Consider the following 21,511-nt stretch of genomic DNA (forward strand, 5'->3'; position numbering starts at 1 on the left):
CGCGTCGTCACAACGATCCGAATCCGAGGCATGGATCGACGGCGAAGAGGGCAGGATCATCCTGCGTCGAGGGCAACGGGCCGAGGGCGTCGAAGACGAGGGCGTTGAGAAAAACGAGGGTCTCCGAAGCCGGGACTGGACATCAGTGTGCCAAGTGGCTACACTGACCCTTTGCGCTGCCTGTTAGCTGTCCCCTGCCCGTCACCAGGGGTCTGCCCTCACTCGAGCACCGACGCCGAACTTCCCTGAGCTGGGGTTTCCCGTCGTGAGCCTGAGAGAGGGACCGGTACGCGCGTAGTGAGTCCGAGCCCTCGGAAGGACCCCCTCTTGGCCGCCTCGCGCACTGCCTCGACCGCGAATACGAACAACGGCGCCAGCACCGCCCCGCTGCGCATCTCCTTTGCAAAGATCAAGGAGCCCCTCGAGGTTCCGAACCTTCTTGCGCTCCAGACCGAGAGCTTCGACTGGCTGCTCGGCAACGACGCCTGGAAGGCTCGCGTCGAGAAGGCTCTCGAGAACGGTCAGGACGTTCCCACCAAGTCCGGTCTGGAGGAGATCTTCGAGGAGATCTCCCCGATCGAGGACTTCTCCGGGTCGATGTCGCTGACGTTCCGCGACCACCGCTTCGAGCCGCCGAAGAACTCCATCGACGAGTGCAAGGACCGCGACTTCACGTACGCCGCGCCGCTCTTCGTCACCGCCGAGTTCACCAACAACGAGACCGGCGAGATCAAGTCCCAGACCGTCTTCATGGGCGACTTCCCGCTCATGACGAACAAGGGCACCTTCGTCATCAACGGCACCGAGCGTGTCGTGGTGTCGCAGCTCGTCCGCTCGCCGGGTGTCTACTTCGACTCCTCCATCGACAAGACGTCCGACAAGGACATCTTCTCCGCCAAGATCATCCCGTCCCGGGGTGCCTGGCTGGAGATGGAGATCGACAAGCGCGACATGGTCGGTGTCCGCATCGACCGCAAGCGCAAGCAGTCGGTCACCGTTCTGCTCAAGGCGCTCGGCTGGACGACCGAGCAGATCCTCGAGGAGTTCGGCGAGTACGAGTCCATGCGCGCCACCCTGGAGAAGGACCACACCCAGGGCCAGGACGACGCGCTGCTCGACATCTACCGCAAGCTGCGTCCGGGCGAGCCGCCCACGCGTGAGGCCGCGCAGACGCTGCTCGAGAACCTCTACTTCAACCCCAAGCGCTACGACCTCGCCAAGGTCGGCCGCTACAAGGTGAACAAGAAGCTCGGTGCCGACGCCCCGCTCAACGCGGGCGTGCTCACCACCGAGGACGTCATCTCGACGATCAAGTACCTGGTCAAGCTGCACGCCGGCGAGACCGAGACCGTCGGCGACAGCGGCCAGTCGATCGTCGTCGAGACCGACGACATCGACCACTTCGGCAACCGCCGCCTGCGCAGCGTGGGTGAGCTGATCCAGAACCAGGTCCGTACGGGTCTCGCCCGTATGGAGCGCGTCGTGCGCGAGCGCATGACCACCCAGGACGTCGAGGCGATCACGCCGCAGACCCTGATCAACATCCGGCCGGTCGTCGCCTCCATCAAGGAGTTCTTCGGCACCAGCCAGCTGTCGCAGTTCATGGACCAGAACAACCCGCTGTCGGGTCTCACCCACAAGCGCCGCCTGTCGGCGCTCGGTCCGGGTGGTCTCTCCCGTGAGCGGGCCGGCTTCGAGGTCCGTGACGTGCACCCCTCGCACTACGGCCGCATGTGCCCGATCGAGACGCCCGAAGGCCCGAACATCGGTCTGATCGGCTCGCTCGCCTCCTACGGCCGGGTCAACGCGTTCGGTTTCGTGGAGACCCCGTACCGCAAGGTCGTCGAGGGCCAGGTCACCGACGAGGTGGACTACCTGACCGCCGACGAGGAGGACCGCTTCGTCATCGCGCAGGCCAACGCCACGCTCAACGACGACATGCGGTTCGAGGAGGGCCGCGTCCTGGTCCGCCGTCGTGGCGGAGAGGTCGACTACGTCCCCGGTGACGACGTCGACTACATGGACGTGTCGCCGCGCCAGATGGTGTCCGTCGCCACCGCGATGATCCCGTTCCTCGAGCATGACGACGCCAACCGTGCCCTCATGGGCGCGAACATGATGCGCCAGGCCGTGCCGCTCATCAAGAGCGAGGCCCCGCTCGTCGGCACCGGCATGGAGTACCGCTCCGCCGTCGACGCCGGCGACGTGGTCAAGGCCGAGAAGGCGGGTGTGGTCCAGGAGGTCTCCGCGGACTACGTCACCACCGCCAACGACGACGGCACGTACATCACGTACCGCCTGCACAAGTTCTCGCGCTCCAACCAGGGCACGTCGGTCAACCAGAAGGTCATCGTCAACGAGGGCGACCGGATCGTCGAAGGCCAGGTCCTGGCCGACGGTCCGGCCACCGAGAACGGCGAGATGGCCCTCGGCAAGAACCTGCTCGTGGCGTTCATGCCGTGGGAGGGTCACAACTACGAGGACGCGATCATCCTGTCGCAGCGCCTCGTGCAGGACGACGTCCTCTCCTCGATCCACATCGAGGAGCACGAGGTCGACGCCCGTGACACCAAGCTCGGCCCCGAGGAGATCACCCGGGACATCCCGAACGTCTCCGAGGAGGTCCTGGCCGACCTCGACGAGCGCGGCATCATCCGCATCGGCGCCGAGGTCACCGCGGGCGACATCCTCGTCGGCAAGGTCACGCCCAAGGGTGAGACCGAGCTGACGCCGGAGGAGCGTCTGCTCCGCGCGATCTTCGGTGAGAAGGCCCGCGAGGTCCGCGACACCTCCCTGAAGGTGCCGCACGGCGAGACCGGCAAGATCATCGGTGTCCGCGTCTTCGACCGCGAAGAGGGCGACGAGCTGCCGCCGGGCGTGAACCAGCTGGTCCGCGTCTACGTCGCGCAGAAGCGCAAGATCACCGACGGTGACAAGCTCGCCGGCCGCCACGGCAACAAGGGTGTCATCTCCAAGATCCTGCCGATCGAGGACATGCCGTTCCTGGAGGACGGCACCCCGGTCGACATCATCCTGAACCCGCTGGGTGTCCCGTCCCGAATGAACCCGGGACAGGTCCTGGAGATCCACCTCGGCTGGCTCGCCAGCCGCGGCTGGGACGTCTCCGGGCTCGGCGAGGACTGGGCGCAGCGCCTGCAGGTCATCGGCGCCGACCAGGTCGACCCCGGCACCAACGTCGCCACCCCGGTGTTCGACGGCGCGCGCGAGGACGAGCTGGCGGGTCTGCTGCAGCACACCATCCCGAACCGCGACGGTGAGCGGATGGTGCAGCCGACCGGCAAGGCGAGGCTGTTCGACGGCCGCTCCGGTGAGCCGTTCCCGGACCCGATCTCCATCGGGTACATGTACATCCTCAAGCTCCACCACCTGGTCGACGACAAGCTGCACGCCCGCTCGACCGGTCCGTACTCGATGATCACCCAGCAGCCGCTGGGTGGTAAGGCCCAGTTCGGTGGCCAGCGCTTCGGTGAGATGGAGGTGTGGGCGCTGGAGGCTTACGGCGCCGCCTACGCCCTCCAGGAGCTGCTGACGATCAAGTCCGACGACGTGACCGGCCGCGTGAAGGTCTACGAGGCCATCGTCAAGGGCGAGAACATCCCGGAGCCCGGCATTCCTGAGTCCTTCAAGGTCCTCATCAAGGAAATGCAGTCCCTGTGCCTCAACGTGGAGGTGCTGTCCTCGGACGGCATGTCCATCGAGATGCGCGACACCGACGAGGACGTCTTCCGCGCTGCGGAGGAGCTCGGCATCGACCTGTCCCGGCGCGAGCCGAGCAGCGTCGAAGAGGTCTGACGGGAGTCCGGCGGGGTCCTCTCCCCGAGGACCCCGCCGACCCCCAGGCCCCCGTTTCAGACCACAGACTTACGACACTGAGAGGGATTGACGCATAGTGCTCGACGTCAACTTCTTCGACGAGCTCCGGATCGGCCTGGCCACCGCGGATGACATCCGCCAGTGGAGCCACGGCGAGGTCAAGAAGCCCGAGACGATCAACTACCGCACCCTCAAGCCCGAGAAGGACGGACTCTTCTGCGAGAAGATCTTCGGTCCGACCCGGGACTGGGAGTGCTACTGCGGCAAGTACAAGCGTGTCCGCTTCAAGGGCATCATCTGTGAGCGCTGTGGCGTCGAGGTCACGCGCGCCAAGGTGCGCCGTGAGCGGATGGGCCACATCGAGCTCGCCGCTCCCGTCACCCACATCTGGTACTTCAAGGGCGTTCCGTCGCGGCTGGGCTACCTGCTCGACCTCGCCCCGAAGGACCTCGAGAAGGTCATCTACTTCGCCGCGTACATGATCACGTACGTGGACGAGGAGCGCCGTCAGCGCGACCTGCCGTCGCTGGAGGCCCACGTCTCCGTCGAGCGTCAGCAGATCGAGAACCGCCGCGACTCCGACCTGGAGGCCCGCGCCAAGAAGCTCGAGACCGACCTGGCCGAGCTGGAGGCCGAGGGCGCCAAGGCGGACGTGCGCCGCAAGGTGCGCGAGGGCGCCGAGCGCGAGATGAAGCAGCTCCGTGACCGCGCGCAGCGCGAGATCGACCGCCTCGACGAGGTGTGGAACCGCTTCAAGAACCTCAAGGTCCAGGACCTCGAGGGCGACGAGCTGCTCTACCGCGAGCTGCGTGACCGCTTCGGCACGTACTTCGACGGTTCGATGGGTGCCGCGGCGCTGCAGAAGCGCCTGGAGTCCTTCGACCTGGAGGAGGAGGCCGAGCGCCTCCGCGAGATCATCCGTACCGGCAAGGGCCAGAAGAAGACCCGTGCGCTCAAGCGCCTCAAGGTCGTCTCCGCGTTCCTGCAGACCTCCAACAGCCCCAAGGGCATGGTCCTGGACTGCGTCCCGGTCATCCCGCCGGACCTGCGTCCGATGGTGCAGCTGGACGGTGGCCGCTTCGCGACCTCCGACCTGAACGACCTGTACCGCCGTGTCATCAACCGCAACAACCGCCTGAAGCGGCTTCTCGACCTCGGCGCGCCCGAGATCATCGTGAACAACGAGAAGCGCATGCTCCAGGAGGCCGTGGACGCCCTCTTCGACAACGGTCGTCGTGGTCGCCCGGTCACCGGTCCCGGCAACCGCCCGCTGAAGTCCCTGAGCGACATGCTCAAGGGCAAGCAGGGTCGTTTCCGTCAGAACCTGCTCGGCAAGCGAGTCGACTACTCGGCGCGTTCCGTCATCGTCGTCGGCCCGCAGCTCAAGCTGCACCAGTGCGGTCTGCCCAAGGCGATGGCGCTGGAGCTCTTCAAGCCGTTCGTGATGAAGCGCCTGGTCGACCTGAACCACGCGCAGAACATCAAGAGCGCCAAGCGCATGGTGGAGCGCGGCCGCACGGTCGTGTACGACGTCCTCGAAGAGGTCATCGCCGAGCACCCGGTTCTGCTGAACCGTGCTCCCACCCTGCACCGCCTCGGCATCCAGGCCTTCGAGCCGCAGCTGGTCGAGGGCAAGGCCATCCAGATCCACCCGCTCGTCTGCACCGCGTTCAACGCGGACTTCGACGGTGACCAGATGGCCGTGCACCTGCCGCTCTCCGCGGAGGCGCAGGCCGAGGCCCGCATCCTGATGCTGTCCTCGAACAACATCCTCAAGCCCGCCGACGGCCGTCCGGTGACGATGCCGACCCAGGACATGGTCCTCGGTCTGTTCTTCCTCACCACCGACGGCGAACTCCGTGACACCAAGGGCGAGGGCCGCGCGTTCGGCTCCACGGCCGAGGCGACCATGGCGTTCGACGCCGGCGAGCTGGCCCTGCAGTCGCCGATCGACATCCGCTTCCCGGTGGGCACCATCCCGCCGCGTGGCTGGACGCCGCCGGCGCGCGAGGAGGGCGAGCCCGAGTGGCAGCAGGGGGACTCGTTCCGCCTGCGCACCACGCTGGGCCGCGCGCTCTTCAACGAGCTGCTGCCCGAGGACTACCCGTTCGTCGACTACTCGGTGGGCAAGAAGCAGCTCTCCGAGATCGTCAACGACCTGGCCGAGCGCTACCCCAAGGTCATCGTGGCGGCGACGCTCGACAACCTGAAGGCGGCGGGCTTCTACTGGGCGACCCGTTCCGGTGTCACCGTGGCCATCTCCGACGTCGTCGTTCCCGAGGCGAAGAAGGAGATCGTCAAGGGCTACGAGGCGCAGGACGAGAAGGTCCAGAAGCAGTACGAGCGCGGTCTGATCACCAAGGAAGAGCGCACTCAGGAGCTCATCGCGATCTGGACCAAGGCGACCAACGAGGTTGCCGAGGCGATGAACGCGAACTTCCCCAAGACGAACCCCATCTTCATGATGGTTGACTCGGGTGCCCGAGGAAACATGATGCAGATGCGGCAGATCGCCGGTATGCGTGGTCTGGTGTCGAACGCCAAGAACGAGACCATCCCGCGTCCGATCAAGGCGTCCTTCCGTGAGGGCCTGTCCGTGCTGGAGTACTTCATCTCCACGCACGGTGCCCGTAAGGGTCTGGCGGACACCGCCCTGCGTACCGCCGACTCGGGTTACCTCACCCGTCGTCTGGTGGACGTCTCGCAGGACGTCATCATCCGCGAGGAGGACTGCGGCACCGAGCGCGGCCTCAAGCTGTCGATCGCCGAGCGCGGCGCCGACGGTGTGCTGCGCAAGGCGGACAACGTCGAGACGTCCGTGTACGCGCGCTGCCTCGCCGAGGACATCGTCGTCGACGGCAAGGTGCTGGCCCCGGCCGGCACCGACCTGGGCGACGTGCTCATCGACGAGCTGGTCAAGCACGGCGTCGAGGAGGTCAAGACCCGCTCGGTCCTGACCTGCGAGTCCGCCGTCGGCACCTGCGCGATGTGCTACGGCCGTTCGCTGGCCACCGGCAAGCTGGTCGACATCGGTGAGGCGGTCGGCATCATCGCCGCCCAGTCCATCGGTGAGCCCGGTACCCAGCTGACGATGCGTACCTTCCACACCGGTGGTGTGGCCGGTGACGACATCACCCAGGGTCTGCCCCGTGTGGTCGAGCTCTTCGAGGCCCGTACCCCGAAGGGTGTCGCCCCGATCTCCGAGGCCTCCGGCCGCGTGCGGATCGAGGAGACCGAGAAGACCAAGAAGATCGTCGTCACCCCGGACGACGGCAGCGACGAGACGGCGTTCCCGATCTCCAAGCGTGCCAAGGTCCTGGTCCGCGACGGCGAGCACGTCGAGGTGGGCCAGCAGCTCACCGTGGGTGCCACCAACCCGCACGACGTGCTGCGCATCCTGGGTCAGCGTGCCGTCCAGGTCCACCTGGTCGGCGAGGTCCAGAAGGTCTACAACTCGCAGGGTGTGTCGATCCACGACAAGCACATCGAGATCATCATCCGGCAGATGCTCCGCCGTGTGACGATCATCGAGTCCGGCGACGCCGAGCTGCTGCCCGGCGAGCTGGTCGAGCGCTCGAAGTTCGAGACCGAGAACCGTCGTGTGGTCCAGGAGAACGGACACCCGGCCTCCGGCCGTCCGCAGCTCATGGGTATCACCAAGGCGTCGCTGGCGACCGAGTCGTGGCTGTCCGCGGCCTCCTTCCAGGAGACGACCAGGGTTCTGACGGACGCGGCGATCAACGCCAAGTCCGACTCCCTGATCGGCCTCAAGGAGAACGTCATCATCGGTAAGCTCATCCCGGCCGGTACGGGTCTGTCCCGCTACCGCAACATCCGGGTCGAGCCGACCGAGGAGGCCAAGGCCGCGATGTACTCGGCCGTCGGCTACGACGACATCGACTACTCGCCGTTCGGCGCGGGCTCCGGCCAGGCCGTTCCGCTGGAGGACTACGACTACGGTCCGTACAACCAGTAGGCGAGCAGCCGAAAGGCGCTTGAACTGAAGGGCGGCATCCCCCCGGGGATGCCGCCCTTCGGCGTTTTCCCCCCGTGCGGCGGACAAGTGGGCGCATGATGGGAGAACCCCGGCCGGGGGTTCGGGAGGTGCTCCGTGTCGCATCCGTCGTCGCAACCGTCGTGGCAGCCGCCGCGCCCGCAGAACTGGCCCGCGGCGCCCCACCCCGGCGCCTTTCCCGGTCACTTCCCGCCGCAGCCGCCCGTGTACTGGCCGGCGCCGCCCCACGGGCCGGCCGGGGGAGCGGCGTTCATGCTGGCCTCGCACGCGGACCGGGAGCGGGCGGTGGACGTGCTGCGCGCCGGGTTCGCCGAAGGGCGGCTGGAGAAGGACGAGTTCGACCGGCGCGTCAGCCGGGTCCACGCGGCCCGTACGGTGGGGGAGCTGGCCTTGGTGGTGGCCGACCTGCCGCAGGGCCCGGCGCCGTATCCGGGGCCCGTGGCGGCCGTGCCGCAGGTGTTCCTGGCCACACCGAGGCCGGCGCAGAACGGACGGGCGGTCGGGTCCGCGGTGTGCGGGCTGCTGTGCCTGCTGACCGCGGGGCTCACCGGAATCCCGGCCGTGGTGCTCGGACACACCGCCCGCGCGGAGATCCGGCGCACCGGTGAGGACGGTGACGGACTGGCCCTGACCGGCCTCGTTCTGGGCTGGCTGGCCGTCGGCGGCTGGGCGCTGTTCTGGCTGCTGCTGATCGCGGTGGACGTGCTGGACTGACGGCGGGGGCGATGACAGGGGTGTGGCGCGGTGTGTGCGCTACGTGAAATCGAAGATCGTTGACGGCGTTGGGACTTGACATGCCCTGTCCGTCACGGGGGGCCGCCTCGCATTTGTTTTGACCGAAGTCCGTGCGATAGGTACGCTCAGACCTTGTGCCTGGGGTGTGCCCTGGCTCCCGTGTGTGCCACTCACCGCGCGGCGAGCCGTCAGTGGCCACCGAAATCCGCGCTCTTCCCTTTGCGGCGGGAGTCCGCGGGTTCGACACACCCGACCGCGTGGGTCGGAGTCGTTCCAGGTTAGCTTCACCATTCGGCACACAGAAACCGGAGAAGTAGTGCCTACGATCCAGCAGCTGGTCCGGAAGGGCCGGCAGGACAAGGTCGAGAAGAACAAGACGCCCGCACTCGAGGGTTCGCCCCAGCGTCGCGGCGTCTGCACGCGTGTGTTCACGACCACCCCGAAGAAGCCGAACTCGGCCCTGCGTAAGGTCGCGCGTGTGCGTCTGACCAGCGGCATCGAGGTCACGGCCTACATTCCGGGTGAGGGACACAACCTGCAGGAGCACTCCATCGTGCTCGTGCGCGGCGGCCGTGTGAAGGACCTGCCGGGTGTTCGTTACAAGATCATCCGCGGCTCGCTCGACACCCAGGGTGTCAAGAACCGCAAGCAGGCCCGCAGCCGCTACGGCGCCAAGAAGGAGAAGTAAGAATGCCTCGTAAGGGCCCCGCCCCGAAGCGCCCGGTCATCATCGACCCGGTCTACGGTTCTCCTCTGGTGACCTCCCTCATCAACAAGGTGCTGCTGAACGGCAAGCGCTCCACCGCCGAGCGCATCGTCTACGGCGCCATGGAGGGTCTGCGTGAGAAGACGGGCAACGACCCGATCATCACGCTGAAGCGCGCGCTGGAGAACATCAAGCCGACCCTCGAGGTCAAGTCCCGCCGCGTCGGCGGTGCGACGTACCAGGTGCCGATCGAGGTCAAGCCCGGTCGCGCCAACACGCTCGCGCTGCGCTGGCTCGTCGGTTACTCCCGCGCCCGTCGCGAGAAGACGATGACCGAGCGTCTGCTCAACGAGCTTCTCGACGCTTCGAACGGCCTCGGTGCGGCCGTCAAGAAGCGCGAGGACACGCACAAGATGGCCGAGTCCAACAAGGCCTTCGCGCACTACCGCTGGTAGTCGCTACCCACATCGAGACCGAGAGAAGACTGAAGCCTTATGGCTACCACTTCACTTGACCTGGCCAAGGTCCGCAACATCGGGATCATGGCCCACATCGACGCGGGCAAGACGACCACCACCGAGCGGATCCTGTTCTACACCGGTGTGTCGTACAAGATCGGTGAGGTCCACGACGGCGCCGCCACGATGGACTGGATGGAGCAGGAGCAGGAGCGTGGCATCACGATCACGTCCGCTGCGACCACCTGCCACTGGCCCCTCGAGGGCAGTGACTACACCATCAACATCATCGACACCCCGGGTCACGTCGACTTCACCGTCGAGGTGGAGCGTTCGCTCCGCGTACTCGACGGCGCCGTGACGGTGTTCGACGGTGTCGCCGGTGTGGAGCCGCAGTCCGAGACGGTGTGGCGTCAGGCCGACCGTTACGGCGTGCCGCGCATCTGCTTCGTCAACAAGCTGGACCGTACCGGCGCCGAGTTCCACCGCTGCGTGGACATGATCAAGGACCGCCTCGGCGCGGTCCCGATCGTCATGCAGCTCCCGATCGGTGCCGAGATGGACTTCCAGGGCGTTGTGGACCTCGTCCGCATGAAGGCGCTCGTGTGGTCCGCCGAGGCGGCCAAGGGCGAGATGTACGACGTCGTCGACATCCCGGCCACGCACGTCGAGGCTGCCGAGGAGTACCGCGGCAAGCTGGTCGAGACCGTCGCCGAGCACGACGACGAGATCATGGAGCTCTTCCTGGAGGGCCAGGAGCCCACCGAGGAGCAGCTCTACGCCGCGATCCGCCGGATCACCATCGCCTCCGGCAAGTCCGAGGGCGTCACGGTCACCCCGGTGTTCTGTGGCACCGCGTTCAAGAACAAGGGCGTCCAGCCCCTGCTCGACGCGGTCGTGCGCTACCTGCCGACCCCGCTCGACGTCGAGGCCATCGAGGGCCACGACGTCAAGGACCCCGAGGTCGTCGTCAAGCGCAAGCCGTCCGAGGACGAGCCGCTGTCCGCGCTCGCCTTCAAGATCATGAGCGACCCGCACCTGGGCAAGCTCACCTTCGTCCGGGTCTACTCGGGCCGCCTGGAGTCCGGCACCTCGGTGCTGAACTCCGTCAAGGGCAAGAAGGAGCGCATCGGCAAGATCTACCGCATGCACGCGAACAAGCGTGAGGAGATCGAGTCGGTGGGCGCCGGCGACATCGTCGCCGTCATGGGCCTGAAGCAGACCACCACCGGTGAGACGCTGTCCGACGACAAGAACCCGGTGATCCTGGAGTCCATGGACTTCCCGGCGCCGGTCATTCAGGTCGCCATCGAGCCCAAGTCCAAGGGTGACCAGGAGAAGCTGGGTGTCGCCATCCAGCGTCTCGCGGAGGAGGACCCCTCCTTCCAGGTCCACTCGGACGAGGAGACCGGCCAGACCATCATCGGCGGTATGGGCGAGCTGCACCTCGAGGTGCTGGTCGACCGCATGCGCCGTGAGTTCAAGGTCGAGGCGAACGTCGGCAAGCCGCAGGTGGCCTACCGCGAGACGATCCGCAAGGCCGTCGAGCGGCTCGACTACACCCACAAGAAGCAGACCGGTGGTACCGGTCAGTTCGCCAAGGTGCAGATCGCGATCGAGCCCATCGAGGGTGGCGACACCTCGTACGAGTTCGTGAACAAGGTCACCGGTGGCCGCATCCCGAAGGAGTACATCCCTTCGGTGGACGCCGGTGCGCAGGAGGCCATGCAGTTCGGCATCCTGGCCGGCTACGAGATGACGGGCGTCCGCGTCATTCTTCTCGACGGTGGTTACCACGAGGTCGACTCCTCCGAGCTCGCCTTCAAGATCGCCGGTTCGCAGGCCTTCAAGGAGGCCGCGCGCAAGGCTTCGCCCGTGCTCCTCGAGCCGATGATGGCCGTCGAGGTCACCACGCCCGAGGACTACATGGGTGAGGTCATCGGCGACATCAACTCCCGCCGTGGCCAGATCCAGGCCATGGAGGAGCGGGCCGGTGCCCGCGTCGTGAAGGGCCTCGTGCCCCTCTCGGAGATGTTCGGCTACGTCGGAGACCTCCGCAGCAAGACCTCGGGTCGCGCAAGCTACTCGATGCAGTTCGACTCCTACGCCGAGGTTCCCCGGAACGTCGCCGAGGAGATCATCGCGAAGGCCAAGGGCGAGTAACGCACCCCGTTTACACGCTTTAGGCTTGACACCGAACGCCGGGATCGGACCACTCGGAAAGATCCCGGCGGGCGGCATCCCAGCAAAGATCACCTGGCGCCGATGAGTAAGGCGTACCAGAACCACTCCACAGGAGGACCCAGTGGCGAAGGCGAAGTTCGAGCGGACTAAGCCGCACGTCAACATCGGCACCATCGGTCACATCGACCACGGTAAGACGACCCTCACGGCCGCCATTACCAAGGTGCTGCACGACGCGTACCCGGACCTGAACGAGGCCTCGGCCTTCGACCAGATCGACAAGGCTCCCGAGGAGCGCCAGCGCGGTATCACGATCTCGATCGCGCACGTCGAGTACCAGACCGAGACGCGTCACTACGCCCACGTCGACTGCCCCGGTCACGCGGACTACATCAAGAACATGATCACCGGTGCCGCGCAGATGGACGGCGCGATCCTCGTGGTCGCCGCCACCGACGGCCCGATGCCGCAGACCAAGGAGCACGTGCTCCTGGCTCGCCAGGTCGGCGTTCCGTACATCGTCGTCGCCCTGAACAAGGCCGACATGGTGGACGACGAGGAGATCCTGGAGCTCGTCGAGCTCGAGGTCCGTGAGCTCCTCTCCGAGTACGAGTTCCCGGGCGACGACCTGCCGGTCGTCAAGGTCTCGGCGCTCAAGGCGCTCGAGGGCGACAAGGAGTGGGGCAACACCGTCCTCGAGCTCATGAAGGCCGTGGACGAGAACATCCCGCAGCCCGAGCGCGACGTCGACAAGCCGTTCCTGATGCCGATCGAGGACGTCTTCACGATCACCGGTCGTGGCACCGTCGTCACCGGTCGTATCGAGCGTGGTGTCCTCAAGGTCAACGAGACCGTCGACATCGTGGGCATCAAGCCGGAGAAGACCACCACCACGGTCACCGGCATCGAGATGTTCCGCAAGCTGCTCGACGAGGGCCAGGCCGGTGAGAACGTCGGTCTGCTGCTCCGCGGCATCAAGCGCGAGGACGTCGAGCGCGGCCAGGTCATCATCAAGCCCGGTTCGGTCACCCCGCACACCGAGTTCGAGGCCCAGGCCTACATCCTGTCCAAGGACGAGGGTGGCCGCCACACGCCGTTCTTCAACAACTACCGCCCGCAGTTCTACTTCCGCACCACGGACGTGACCGGCGTCGTGACCCTCCCCGAGGGCACCGAGATGGTCATGCCGGGCGACAACACTGAGATGACCGTTTCGCTCATCCAGCCCGTCGCCATGGAAGAGGGCCTGAAGTTCGCCATCCGCGAGGGTGGCCGCACGGTGGGCGCCGGCCAGGTCACCAAGATCGTCAAGTAAGTACTCCTTGCTTGAGGGTCGTTGACTGACCCAGAGAGGCCCGCACGACTTCGGTCGCGCGGGCCTCTCTGCTGTCCCCTGAGCGGGGCGTACGGCGACGCCCAGGCGCACGCGGGGCGTTGGAGCCGGGGGAGCGGGGCGGGAGGCCCAGGAGAAGGGCGCCGGCTGCCCGTGAAGGGGCGACCAGGGGCAGCGCCGGTGTCCCCGGCGGCCGTTTCCGTTGCTTCGCCCTGTTTTGCGGCTGGTTCGCCTGCATCCGGCGGGAGTTGAGGGGAAGACCCGGGGGCGCGGGGAGTTTGACCTGCGTCACTATCGGGGTAATCTACTCGGCTCGATTGGCCAGGGGGGTAGGCCATATGGCAGACTGTCGGAGTTGCTCGGCCGAGTGTTGATGCTGCGCGCCTCCCGCCGGGAGGACCGGAAGCGAGTCCCACAGTACTCGTCAACCCCCTGGGGTTGGACGTACGGGAATCTTCCGGGAAGCGTGGGCGCAACACCGACCAGGCGCCCGGTGGGCCTTCCGCCCCCGGCCCGCGGTTCCGGCAGGGCCGTGTGCATTCCCTGAAGGGGTGTTCCAGCGATGGGCATTCTCGTTAGCGGCAGTGCGACACGCCCGACCGCGTGGGTCGGAGAGAAGGCAGTGTGAAACCGCCGGGTTCCAGAGCGTGAGAGAAGACAGGACTACTGAGTAGCCATGGCGGGACAGAAGATCCGCATCCGGCTCAAGGCCTACGACCACGAGGTCATCGACTCCTCGGCGAAGAAGATCGTCGAGACGGTGACGCGCACTGGTGCGTCGGTCGCGGGCCCGGTGCCGCTGCCCACTGAGAAGAACGTGTACTGCGTCATCAAGTCGCCGCACAAGTACAAGGACTCGCGCGAGCACTTCGAGATGCGCACGCACAAGCGCCTGATCGACATCCTCGACCCGACGCCCAAGACCGTTGACTCCCTGATGCGACTCGACCTCCCGGCCGGTGTCGACATCGAGATCAAGCTCTAAGGGTCGGTGATCTGAGAATGGCTAAGCAGATCAAGGGCATCCTGGGCGAGAAGCTCGGCATGACGCAGGTGTGGGACGAGAACAACCGTGTTGTTCCGGTCACCGTCGTCAAGGCCGGCCCCAACGTCGTCACCCAGGTCCGTACGAACGACGTCGACGGCTACGAGTCGGTCCAGATCGCCTTCGGCGAGATCGACCCGCGCAAGGTGAACAAGCCCCTCAAGGGCCACTTCGCCAAGGCCGACGTCACCCCGCGCCGCCACCTGGTGGAGCTCCGCACCTCCGACGCCAGCGACTACACGCTGGGCCAGGAGATCACTGCCGAGGTCTTCGAGTCGGGCGTCAAGGTCGACGTCACCGCGAAGAGCAAGGGCAAGGGCTTCGCCGGTGTCATGAAGCGCCACAACTTCAAGGGTGGCAAGGCGTCCCACGGTGCCCACCGTGTGCACCGCATGCCCGGTTCCATCGGTGGCTGTGCCACCCCCGGTCGTGTCTTCAAGGGCATGCGCATGGCGGGTCGCATGGGCAACGAGCGGGTCACCACCCAGAACCTGACCGTTCACGCCGTTGACGCGGAGAAGGGCCTGCTCCTCATCAAGGGCGCGGTTCCTGGTCCGAACGGCGGCCTCGTCCTGGTCCGCACCGCGGCCAAGGGGGCCTGAGGACTATGAGCACCATTGACATTCTGTCGCCCTCCGGCGACAACGCCGGGACCGTAGAGCTCCCGGCCGAGATCTTCGACGTCGAGAAGATCAGCGTTCCGCTGCTTCACCAGGTCGTCGTCGCGCAGCTTGCCGCCGCCCGTCAGGGCACGCACAAGGTCAAGCGTCGTGGCGAGGTCCGCGGTGGCGGTAGGAAGCCCTACCGTCAGAAGGGCACCGGCCGCGCGCGCCAGGGTTCGACCCGTGCGCCGCAGTTCGCCGGCGGTGGCGTCGTCCACGGCCCCACGCCGCGTGACTACTCGCAGCGGACCCCGAAGAAGATGAAGGCCGCGGCCCTGCGCCACGCCCTCACCGACCGGGCCCGCAACGCTCGTATCCACGTCATCACCGGCGTGGTCGAGGGCGACACCCCCTCCACCAAGGCCGCGAAGAGCTTCCTCGGCAAGGTCAGCGAGCGCAAGAACGTGCTCCTGGTCATCGAGCGCTCCGACGAGGCCGCGCTGCTTTCCGCGCGCAACCTGCCCCAGGTCCACATCCTGGAGCCGGGCCAGCTGAACACGTACGACGTTCTCGTCTCGGACGACGTGGTCTTCACCCAGGCCGCTTTCGAGTCCTTCGTGTCCGGCCCGAAGGCCAATGACACCGAAGGGAGCGAAGCCTGATGGCTACGCGCCACCCGAGCATCGCCTCGAAGGCCGCCAAGGCCGCCAAGGCCGCGCGCGTCGCCAAGGCGAAGCGTCACGCCACCGAGGGCAAGAACACGGTCGAGACCCCGCTGAGCAAGTCCTTCACGGACCCCCGTGACGTGCTGCTCAAGCCGGTCGTCTCGGAGAAGAGCTACGCGCTCCTCGACGAGGGCAAGTACACGTTCATCGTCGCCCCGAACGCCAACAAGACCCAGATCAAGCAGGCCGTCCAGGCGGTCTTCGACGTCAAGGTCACCGGGGTCAACACGATCAACCGCCAGGGCAAGCGCAAGCGCACGAAGACCGGTTTCGGTCAGCGTGCCGGCAGCAAGCGTGCGATCGTGACCCTCGCCGAGGGCGACCGTATCGACATCTTCGGCGGTCCGACCGCCTGACGGCGGTCTGGATCGTCCGATATCGGACGAGGACTGAGAAATGGGAATCCGCAAGTACAAGCCGACTACGCCGGGCCGTCGTGGCGCCAGCGTCGCCGACTTCGTCGAGGTCACGCGGTCCACGCCGGAGAAGTCGCTGGTCCGCCCGCTGCACAGCAAGGGCGGCCGTAACAACGCCGGTCGTGTGACCGTTCGCCACCAGGGTGGCGGACACAAGCGCGCCTACCGAGTGATCGACTTCCGTCGTCACGACAAGGACGGCGTGCCGGCGAAGGTCGCGCACATCGAGTACGACCCCAACCGCACCGCGCGCATCGCGCTGCTGCACTACGCGGACGGCGAGAAGCGCTACATCCTCGCCCCGCGCAACCTGCAGCAGGGCGACCGCGTCGAGAACGGTCCGGGCGCCGACATCAAGCCGGGCAACAACCTGGCGCTCCGCAACATCCCGGTCGGTACCACGATCCACGCGATCGAGCTCCGTCCCGGTGGCGGTGCCAAGTTCGCCCGCTCCGCCGGTGCGTCCGTGCAGCTCCTTGCGAAGGAGGGCTCCATGGCCCACCTGCGCATGCCGTCCGGCGAGATCCGTCTCGTCGACGTGCGCTGCCGCGCCACCGTCGGTGAGGTCGGCAACGCCGAGCAGAGCAACATCAACTGGGGTAAGGCCGGCCGTAAGCGGTGGCTGGGCGTTCGCCCGACCGTCCGTGGTGTGGTCATGAACCCGGTCGACCACCCGCACGGTGGTGGTGAGGGCCGGACCTCCGGTGGTCGCCACCCTGTGTCCCCGTGGGGCAAGAAGGAAGGCCGTACTCGTTCGCCCAAGAAGGCGTCGAACAAGTACATCGTCCGCCGCCGCAAGACGAACAAGAAGCGCTAAGGACGGGTTGAGATGCCTCGTAGCTTGAAGAAGGGACCCTTCGTCGACGACCACCTGCTCAAGAAGGTGGACGTCCAGAACGAAGCCGGTTCCAAGAACGTCATCAAGACCTGGTCCCGTCGCTCGATGATCGTCCCGGCCATGCTCGGCCACACGATCGCGGTGCACAACGGCAAGACCCACATCCCGGTGTTCGTCACCGAGTCGATGGTCGGCCACAAGCTCGGCGAGTTCTCGCCGACCCGCACCTTCCGCGGCCACGTCAAGGACGACCGGAAGTCGAAGCGCCGCTAGTAGCGGATCGCATTCAGACACGTAAGTAACTGAGAGGGACAACCATGGAAGCCAGGGCCCAGGCGCGGTACATCCGCGTTACGCCCATGAAGGCCCGCCGCGTGGTGGACCTTATCCGTGGCATGGATGCCACGGAGGCTCAGGCTGTTCTGCGATTCGCTCCGCAGGCAGCCTCCGTGCCGGTCGGCAAGGTGCTCGACAGCGCCATCGCCAACGCCGCGCACAACTACGACCACACCGACGCCGACAGCCTCTTCATTTCCGAGGCCTACGTCGACGAGGGCCCGACCCTGAAGCGGTTCCGGCCGCGCGCCCAGGGCCGTGCCTACCGGATCCGCAAGCGGACCAGCCACATCACCGTGGTCGTCAGCAGCAAGGAAGGAACCCGGTAATGGGCCAGAAGGTAAACCCGCACGGGTTCCGGCTCGGTGTCACGACCGACTTCAAGTCGCGTTGGTACGCCGACAAGCTGTACAAGGACTACGTCAAGGAAGACGTGGCCATCCGTCGCATGCTGACGCAGGGCATGGAGCGCGCGGGCATCTCCAAGGTGGAGATCGAGCGCACCCGTGACCGTGTCCGCGTGGACATCCACACCGCGCGTCCGGGCATCGTCATCGGCCGCCGCGGTGCGGAGGCCGACAAGATCCGCGGTCAGCTGGAGAAGCTGACGGGCAAGCAGGTCCAGCTGAACATCCTCGAGGTCAAGAACCCCGAGACGGATGCGCAGCTCGTGGCCCAGGCCGTCGCCGAGCAGCTTTCCTCGCGTGTCTCCTTCCGCCGTGCCATGCGTAAGAGCATGCAGTCGGCGATGAAGGCCGGCGCCAAGGGCATCAAGATCCAGTGCGGTGGCCGCCTCGGTGGCGCCGAGATGTCCCGCTCGGAGTTCTACCGCGAGGGCCGTGTGCCCCTGCACACGCTCCGCGCGAACGTGGACTACGGCTTCTTCGAGGCCAAGACGACCTTCGGCCGCATCGGCGTGAAGGTCTGGATCTACAAGGGCGACGTCAAGAACATCGCCGAGGTCCGCGCCGAGAACGCTGCGGCCCGTGCGGGTAACCGCCCGGCCCGTGGCGGCGCCGACCGCCCGGCCCGTGGTGGCCGTGGTGGCGAGCGTGGTGGGCGCGGTCGCAAGCCGCAGCAGGCTGCTGGCGCCGAGGCCCCCAAGGCCGAGGCTCCCGCTGCCGCCGCTCCGGCTGAGAGCACCGGAACGGAGGCCTGACCGTCATGCTGATCCCCCGTAGGGTCAAGCACCGCAAGCAGCACCACCCGAAGCGCAGTGGTATGGCCAAGGGTGGCACGCAGGTCGCGTTCGGCGAGTACGGCATCCAGGCGCTGACCCCGGCGTATGTGACGAACCGTCAGATCGAAGCGGCTCGTATCGCCATGACCCGCCACATCAAGCGTGGCGGCAAGGTCTGGATCAACATCTACCCGGACCGTCCCCTCACCAAGAAGCCTGCCGAGACCCGCATGGGTTCCGGTAAGGGTTCCCCGGAGTGGTGGATCGCCAACGTCAAGCCCGGACGCGTCATGTTCGAGCTGTCGTACCCCAACGAGAAGATTGCGCGTGAGGCCCTCACTCGTGCGGCCCACAAGCTGCCGATGAAGTGCCGGATCGTCAAGCGCGAGGCAGGTGAAGCGTGATGTCGGCCGGTACCAAGGCGTCCGAGCTGCGCGAGCTGGGCAACGAGGAGCTTCTTGCGAAGCTCCGCGAGGCCAAGGAAGAGCTGTTCAATCTCCGCTTCCAGGCGGCGACTGGTCAGCTCGAGAACCACGGCCGTCTGAAGGCGGTCCGCAAGGACATCGCGCGGATCTACACCCTGATGCGCGAGCGTGAGCTGGGCATCGAGACGGTGGAGAACGCATGAGCGAGAAGAACGTGACTGAGAACGCAGAGGCCCGCGGCTTCCGCAAGACCCGTGAGGGTCTCGTCGTCAGCGACAAGATGGACAAGACCGTCGTCGTCGCTGTCGAGGACCGCGTGAAGCACGCGCTGTACGGCAAGGTCATCCGCCGTACGAACAAGCTCAAGGCCCACGACGAGCAGAACGCCGCCGGCGTCGGCGACCGTGTCCTCCTCGCGGAGACCCGGCCGCTGTCCTCGACGAAGCGCTGGCGCATCGTCGAGATCCTCGAGAAGGCCAAGTAATTCCCGTAAGGGAATTCCTTTCGCAAGGTATTCCTGCGGGATAATCCGCAGGACAGTTCCGCCAGGCTCGGCCGGGGTTCTTAACGGAACCCCGGCCGGGAACCGGCAGACAAACAGGAGATAGACGTGATCCAGCAGGAGTCGCGGCTGCGTGTCGCCGACAACACTGGTGCGAAGGAGATCCTTTGCATCCGTGTGCTCGGTGGCTCCGGTCGCCGCTACGCGGGCATCGGTGACGTCATCGTCGCCACCGTCAAGGACGCGATCCCCGGCGGCAACGTGAAGAAGGGTGACGTCATCAAGGCGGTCATCGTTCGCACCGTCAAGGAGCGCCGCCGTCCGGACGGCTCGTACATCCGCTTCGACGAGAACGCCGCTGTCATTCTCAAGAACGACGGCGACCCTCGCGGCACCCGTATCTTCGGCCCCGTCGGCCGTGAGCTGCGCGAGAAGAAGTTCATGAAGATCATCTCGCTCGCGCCGGAGGTGCTGTAAGCATGAAGATCAAGAAGGGCGACCTGGTCCAGGTCATCACCGGTAAGGACAAGGGCAAGCAGGGCAAGGTCATTGCCGCTTACCCGCGCGACGAGCGTGTCCTGGTCGAGGGTGTCAACCGGGTCAAGAAGCACACCAAGGCCGGCCCGACCGCCAGCGGTTCGCAGGCGGGCGGCATCGTCACGACCGAGGCGCCCATCCACGTCTCCAACGTCCAGCTGGTCGTTGAGCAGGATGGCAACAAGGTCGTCACGCGTGTCGGCTACCGCTTCGACGACGAAGGCAACAAGATCCGCGTTGCCAAGCGGACGGGTGAGGACATCTGATGGCTACCACCACCACTCCGCGTCTGAAGACGAAGTACCGCGAGGAAATCGCGGGCAAGCTGCGTGACGAGTTCAAGTACGAGAACGTCATGCAGATCCCCGGCCTCGTCAAGATCGTGGTCAACATGGGTGTGGGCGACGCCGCCCGCGACTCCAAGCTGATCGAGGGCGCCATCCGCGACCTCACCACGATCACCGGTCAGAAGCCGGCCGTCACCAAGGCCCGCAAGTCCATCGCGCAGTTCAAGCTGCGCGAGGGTCAGCCGATCGGTGCCCACGTCACGCTCCGTGGCGACCGCATGTGGGAGTTCCTGGACCGCACCCTGTCGCTGGCGCTTCCGCGCATCCGCGACTTCCGCGGCCTGTCCCCCAAGCAGTTCGACGGCCGTGGCAACTACACCTTCGGTCTCACGGAGCAGGTCATGTTCCACGAGATCGACCAGGACAAGATCGACCGCGTCCGGGGTATGGACATCACCGTGGTCACCACGGCGACCAACGACGCTGAGGGCCGCGCGCTCCTTCGTCACCTCGGCTTCCCGTTCAAGGAGGCGTGAGCGAGATGGCGAAGAAGGCTCTTATCGCTAAGGCTGCTCGCAAGCCCAAGTTCGGTGTGCGTGGCTACACGCGCTGCCAGCGCTGCGGCCGTCCGCACTCCGTGTACCGCAAGTTCGGCCTCTGCCGCGTGTGCCTTCGTGAGATGGCTCACCGTGGCGAGCTGCCGGGCGTGACCAAGAGCTCCTGGTAATCCCCTTAACAGGGATTCCGGAAGCTCTCGGTAAGCAACTGGGTCGACAGGGGCCCGCCCCCACATGCCGTAGGCTTGCGGGGTCGGGCGTCTGTCGCGCCCGTACGACTTACTACGCCGTAGGTCCACCGCGCCGCACCCGTCCCGTCCCGGATCGGGGAGAGGGATGGCGCACCAGGAAACCCCGGCGAGAGAGGCCGAAGGCCAATTCATGACCATGACTGATCCGATCGCAGACATGCTTACGCGTCTGCGGAACGCGAACTCGGCATACCACGACTCCGTGACGATGCCGTCCTCGAAGATCAAGTCTCACATCGCAGAGATCCTCCAGCAGGAGGGCTTCATCACGGGCTGGAAGGTCGAGGACGCCGAGGTCGGCAAGAACCTCGTCCTGGAGCTGAAGTTCGGCCCCAACCGTGAGCGCTCCATCGCGGGGATCAAGCGCATCTCCAAGCCCGGTCTCCGGGTTTACGCGAAGTCCACCAACCTGCCGAAGGTGCTGGGCGGCCTGGGCGTGGCGATCATCTCCACGTCGCACGGTCTCCTCACCGACAAGCAGGCCGGCAAGAAGGGCGTGGGTGGGGAAGTCCTCGCCTACGTCTGGTAACGGAAGGGAACGGAGG

23 protein-coding genes are annotated in these 21,511 nt (G+C 66.3%); all 23 read left to right on the top strand.

Annotation, left to right across the window (positions count from 1 at the left end; all coding sequences use genetic code 11):
- Positions 1-327: 327 nt before the first annotated feature.
- The 23 genes from rpoB to rpsH all read left to right on the top strand — a co-directional run bounded on the left by rpoB (position 328) and on the right by rpsH (position 21,495).
- Positions 328-3,813 carry a DNA-directed RNA polymerase subunit beta gene (rpoB, locus tag EV284_RS06865; RefSeq protein WP_130331423.1) on the top strand — a complete coding sequence of 1,162 codons (3,486 nt, stop codon included), beginning with the start codon at positions 328-330 and terminating at the stop codon, positions 3,811-3,813.
- Between the two features lie 97 nt (positions 3,814-3,910).
- Positions 3,911-7,810, top strand: coding sequence for a DNA-directed RNA polymerase subunit beta' (locus EV284_RS06870; RefSeq protein WP_130331425.1), 3,900 nt, complete (start codon positions 3,911-3,913; stop codon positions 7,808-7,810).
- A 291-nt stretch (positions 7,811-8,101) separates the two neighbouring features.
- Entirely contained in the window at positions 8,102-8,563 is a 462-nt protein-coding gene (locus EV284_RS06875; RefSeq protein WP_130331427.1) for a DUF1707 and DUF4190 domain-containing protein, read from the top strand.
- Positions 8,564-8,900: 337 nt separating this feature from the next.
- Positions 8,901-9,272, top strand: coding sequence for a 30S ribosomal protein S12 (gene rpsL / locus EV284_RS06880; protein WP_003948652.1), 372 nt, complete (start codon positions 8,901-8,903; stop codon positions 9,270-9,272).
- A 2-nt stretch (positions 9,273-9,274) separates the two neighbouring features.
- Positions 9,275-9,745 carry a 30S ribosomal protein S7 gene (gene rpsG, locus EV284_RS06885; protein ID WP_003992340.1) on the top strand — a complete coding sequence of 157 codons (471 nt, stop codon included), beginning with the start codon at positions 9,275-9,277 and terminating at the stop codon, positions 9,743-9,745.
- 39 nt (positions 9,746-9,784) lie between these two features.
- Complete coding sequence (gene fusA / locus EV284_RS06890) at positions 9,785-11,911, top strand: elongation factor G (RefSeq protein WP_130331429.1); 2,127 nt, start codon at positions 9,785-9,787, stop codon at positions 11,909-11,911.
- A 142-nt stretch (positions 11,912-12,053) separates the two neighbouring features.
- Positions 12,054-13,247 carry an elongation factor Tu gene (gene tuf / locus EV284_RS06895; protein WP_030811655.1) on the top strand — a complete coding sequence of 398 codons (1,194 nt, stop codon included), beginning with the start codon at positions 12,054-12,056 and terminating at the stop codon, positions 13,245-13,247.
- Positions 13,248-13,941: 694 nt separating this feature from the next.
- A complete protein-coding gene (rpsJ, locus tag EV284_RS06900) occupies positions 13,942-14,250 on the top strand; it encodes a 30S ribosomal protein S10 (protein WP_003948644.1) in 309 nt (102 codons plus the stop codon).
- A gap of 17 nt (positions 14,251-14,267) precedes the next feature.
- Positions 14,268-14,912: a 50S ribosomal protein L3 gene (rplC, locus tag EV284_RS06905; protein WP_030811658.1), complete on the top strand. Its 645-nt coding sequence runs from the start codon at positions 14,268-14,270 to the stop codon at positions 14,910-14,912.
- Between the two features lie 5 nt (positions 14,913-14,917).
- Positions 14,918-15,574: a 50S ribosomal protein L4 gene (rplD, locus tag EV284_RS06910; protein WP_030811662.1), complete on the top strand. Its 657-nt coding sequence runs from the start codon at positions 14,918-14,920 to the stop codon at positions 15,572-15,574.
- Positions 15,574-15,993, top strand: coding sequence for a 50S ribosomal protein L23 (rplW, locus tag EV284_RS06915; protein ID WP_030811665.1), 420 nt, complete (start codon positions 15,574-15,576; stop codon positions 15,991-15,993). Before rplD ends, rplW begins: the two co-directional genes overlap by 1 nt.
- A 40-nt stretch (positions 15,994-16,033) precedes the next feature.
- Positions 16,034-16,870 (top strand): 50S ribosomal protein L2, encoded by an 837-nt coding sequence (gene rplB, locus EV284_RS06920; protein ID WP_030811669.1) that lies wholly within the window; start codon positions 16,034-16,036, stop codon positions 16,868-16,870.
- 12 nt (positions 16,871-16,882) lie between these two features.
- Positions 16,883-17,164, top strand: coding sequence for a 30S ribosomal protein S19 (gene rpsS / locus EV284_RS06925; RefSeq protein WP_030811672.1), 282 nt, complete (start codon positions 16,883-16,885; stop codon positions 17,162-17,164).
- A 44-nt stretch (positions 17,165-17,208) separates the two neighbouring features.
- Positions 17,209-17,556, top strand: a complete 348-nt coding sequence (rplV, locus tag EV284_RS06930) for a 50S ribosomal protein L22 (RefSeq protein WP_003974262.1) — start codon at positions 17,209-17,211, stop codon at positions 17,554-17,556.
- Positions 17,556-18,386 (top strand): 30S ribosomal protein S3, encoded by an 831-nt coding sequence (gene rpsC, locus EV284_RS06935; protein WP_030811675.1) that lies wholly within the window; start codon positions 17,556-17,558, stop codon positions 18,384-18,386. The genes rplV and rpsC overlap by 1 nt, the downstream gene beginning before the upstream one ends.
- A 5-nt stretch (positions 18,387-18,391) precedes the next feature.
- The gene (gene rplP, locus EV284_RS06940) at positions 18,392-18,811 is read left to right on the top strand and encodes a 50S ribosomal protein L16 (RefSeq protein WP_030811678.1); all 420 of its coding nucleotides are present in this window, start codon (positions 18,392-18,394) and stop codon (positions 18,809-18,811) included.
- Positions 18,811-19,035, top strand: a complete 225-nt coding sequence (gene rpmC / locus EV284_RS06945) for a 50S ribosomal protein L29 (protein WP_007494763.1) — start codon at positions 18,811-18,813, stop codon at positions 19,033-19,035. The genes rplP and rpmC overlap by 1 nt, the downstream gene beginning before the upstream one ends.
- Positions 19,032-19,316 (top strand): 30S ribosomal protein S17, encoded by a 285-nt coding sequence (gene rpsQ / locus EV284_RS06950; protein ID WP_030811683.1) that lies wholly within the window; start codon positions 19,032-19,034, stop codon positions 19,314-19,316. The genes rpmC and rpsQ overlap by 4 nt, the downstream gene beginning before the upstream one ends.
- A 126-nt stretch (positions 19,317-19,442) precedes the next feature.
- Complete coding sequence (gene rplN / locus EV284_RS06955) at positions 19,443-19,811, top strand: 50S ribosomal protein L14 (protein WP_003992364.1); 369 nt, start codon at positions 19,443-19,445, stop codon at positions 19,809-19,811.
- 2 nt (positions 19,812-19,813) lie between these two features.
- Positions 19,814-20,137 (top strand): 50S ribosomal protein L24, encoded by a 324-nt coding sequence (rplX, locus tag EV284_RS06960; protein WP_130331431.1) that lies wholly within the window; start codon positions 19,814-19,816, stop codon positions 20,135-20,137.
- Positions 20,137-20,694 (top strand): 50S ribosomal protein L5, encoded by a 558-nt coding sequence (rplE, locus tag EV284_RS06965; RefSeq protein WP_007494758.1) that lies wholly within the window; start codon positions 20,137-20,139, stop codon positions 20,692-20,694. The genes rplX and rplE overlap by 1 nt, the downstream gene beginning before the upstream one ends.
- Positions 20,695-20,699: 5 nt before the next feature.
- On the top strand, positions 20,700-20,885 hold the full coding sequence (locus EV284_RS06970; protein WP_003948630.1) for a type Z 30S ribosomal protein S14: 186 nt from the start codon (positions 20,700-20,702) through the stop codon (positions 20,883-20,885).
- Positions 20,886-21,096: 211 nt separating this feature from the next.
- Entirely contained in the window at positions 21,097-21,495 is a 399-nt protein-coding gene (rpsH, locus tag EV284_RS06980; RefSeq protein WP_030811690.1) for a 30S ribosomal protein S8, read from the top strand.
- The last annotated feature ends 16 nt before the right edge of the window (positions 21,496-21,511 follow it).

Source organism: Streptomyces sp. BK022 (genome assembly GCF_004217355.1).
Lineage (GTDB): Bacteria > Actinomycetota > Actinomycetes > Streptomycetales > Streptomycetaceae > Streptomyces > Streptomyces griseoluteus.

What these genes read in the sequence shown, in the direction of transcription:
- EV284_RS06875 (WP_130331427.1), top strand. Translation starts at nt 8,102, where the DNA reads ATGCTGGCCTCGCACGCGGACCGGGAGCGGGCGGTGGACGTGCTGCGC.
- EV284_RS06970 (WP_003948630.1), top strand. Translation starts at nt 20,700, where the DNA reads ATGGCGAAGAAGGCTCTTATCGCTAAGGCTGCTCGCAAGCCCAAGTTC.
- rpsG (WP_003992340.1), top strand. Translation starts at nt 9,275, where the DNA reads ATGCCTCGTAAGGGCCCCGCCCCGAAGCGCCCGGTCATCATCGACCCG.
- rplV (WP_003974262.1), top strand. Translation starts at nt 17,209, where the DNA reads ATGGAAGCCAGGGCCCAGGCGCGGTACATCCGCGTTACGCCCATGAAG.
- rpsQ (WP_030811683.1), top strand. Translation starts at nt 19,032, where the DNA reads ATGAGCGAGAAGAACGTGACTGAGAACGCAGAGGCCCGCGGCTTCCGC.
- rpsS (WP_030811672.1), top strand. Translation starts at nt 16,883, where the DNA reads ATGCCTCGTAGCTTGAAGAAGGGACCCTTCGTCGACGACCACCTGCTC.
- rplW (WP_030811665.1), top strand. Translation starts at nt 15,574, where the DNA reads ATGGCTACGCGCCACCCGAGCATCGCCTCGAAGGCCGCCAAGGCCGCC.
- fusA (WP_130331429.1), top strand. Translation starts at nt 9,785, where the DNA reads ATGGCTACCACTTCACTTGACCTGGCCAAGGTCCGCAACATCGGGATC.
- rplB (WP_030811669.1), top strand. Translation starts at nt 16,034, where the DNA reads ATGGGAATCCGCAAGTACAAGCCGACTACGCCGGGCCGTCGTGGCGCC.
- rplX (WP_130331431.1), top strand. Translation starts at nt 19,814, where the DNA reads ATGAAGATCAAGAAGGGCGACCTGGTCCAGGTCATCACCGGTAAGGAC.
- rplP (WP_030811678.1), top strand. Translation starts at nt 18,392, where the DNA reads ATGCTGATCCCCCGTAGGGTCAAGCACCGCAAGCAGCACCACCCGAAG.
- rpmC (WP_007494763.1), top strand. Translation starts at nt 18,811, where the DNA reads ATGTCGGCCGGTACCAAGGCGTCCGAGCTGCGCGAGCTGGGCAACGAG.
- rplE (WP_007494758.1), top strand. Translation starts at nt 20,137, where the DNA reads ATGGCTACCACCACCACTCCGCGTCTGAAGACGAAGTACCGCGAGGAA.
- rplC (WP_030811658.1), top strand. Translation starts at nt 14,268, where the DNA reads ATGGCTAAGCAGATCAAGGGCATCCTGGGCGAGAAGCTCGGCATGACG.
- rpsC (WP_030811675.1), top strand. Translation starts at nt 17,556, where the DNA reads ATGGGCCAGAAGGTAAACCCGCACGGGTTCCGGCTCGGTGTCACGACC.
- rpsJ (WP_003948644.1), top strand. Translation starts at nt 13,942, where the DNA reads ATGGCGGGACAGAAGATCCGCATCCGGCTCAAGGCCTACGACCACGAG.
- rplD (WP_030811662.1), top strand. Translation starts at nt 14,918, where the DNA reads ATGAGCACCATTGACATTCTGTCGCCCTCCGGCGACAACGCCGGGACC.
- rpsH (WP_030811690.1), top strand. Translation starts at nt 21,097, where the DNA reads ATGACCATGACTGATCCGATCGCAGACATGCTTACGCGTCTGCGGAAC.